The 524-nt window shown below is 34.5% G+C and carries 1 pseudogene; it reads left to right on the forward strand.

Features of this window, described 5'->3' with window-relative positions:
• Positions 1–122: 122 nt before the first annotated feature.
• Positions 123–439: pseudogene (locus HSX44_RS03110) on the forward strand (sigma-70 domain-containing protein); the annotation flags it as partial.
• Positions 440–524: the final 85 nt, after the last annotated feature.

A 524-nucleotide genomic window follows, 5' to 3' on the forward strand; every position in this document is an offset into this window, starting at 1 on the left:
ACTTACAAGATCTTAAAAAAGCGTAACCTCAAAAGTCTAAGAATAAAAAGTCAAATAATATAACGTCTGATTGTGCTACTGTCTTTTATGTAAAGTATATATTCTACATACCTCAATAAGCTAAGGAGCTTACATTAGAGGAATTGAGTATAGAACTTGGAATGCTCTTGGAAAGAATACGTAAAGTTATGAAAATAGCAAGAGATCCGGTAAGTCTTGAGGCTCCAACAGGAAAGGATGACAGTAGCACGGTGATTGTATAGAAGATAAGCGAGTTTCAAAACCAGAAGATGCTGCAATACTTGCTGACTTACGGGTCATTACAACTAATGTTCTTGCAATTTTAACGCCAAAAGAAGAGAAAATTCTAAGAATGCATTTTGGCCTCGGTAAGGATGGAAAGGAACACACATTAGAGGAAGTAGGAAGAATCTTCAACGAACCTGATTAGTTCGAAAATGATTTCATAATGAATGACGAATGATTTTGATAGCTATTTATATGGAATGAAATTATACTGAACG

It is taken from the genome of Wolbachia endosymbiont of Onchocerca gibsoni, assembly GCF_029169405.1.
In the GTDB taxonomy this organism is placed as follows: domain Bacteria; phylum Pseudomonadota; class Alphaproteobacteria; order Rickettsiales; family Anaplasmataceae; genus Wolbachia.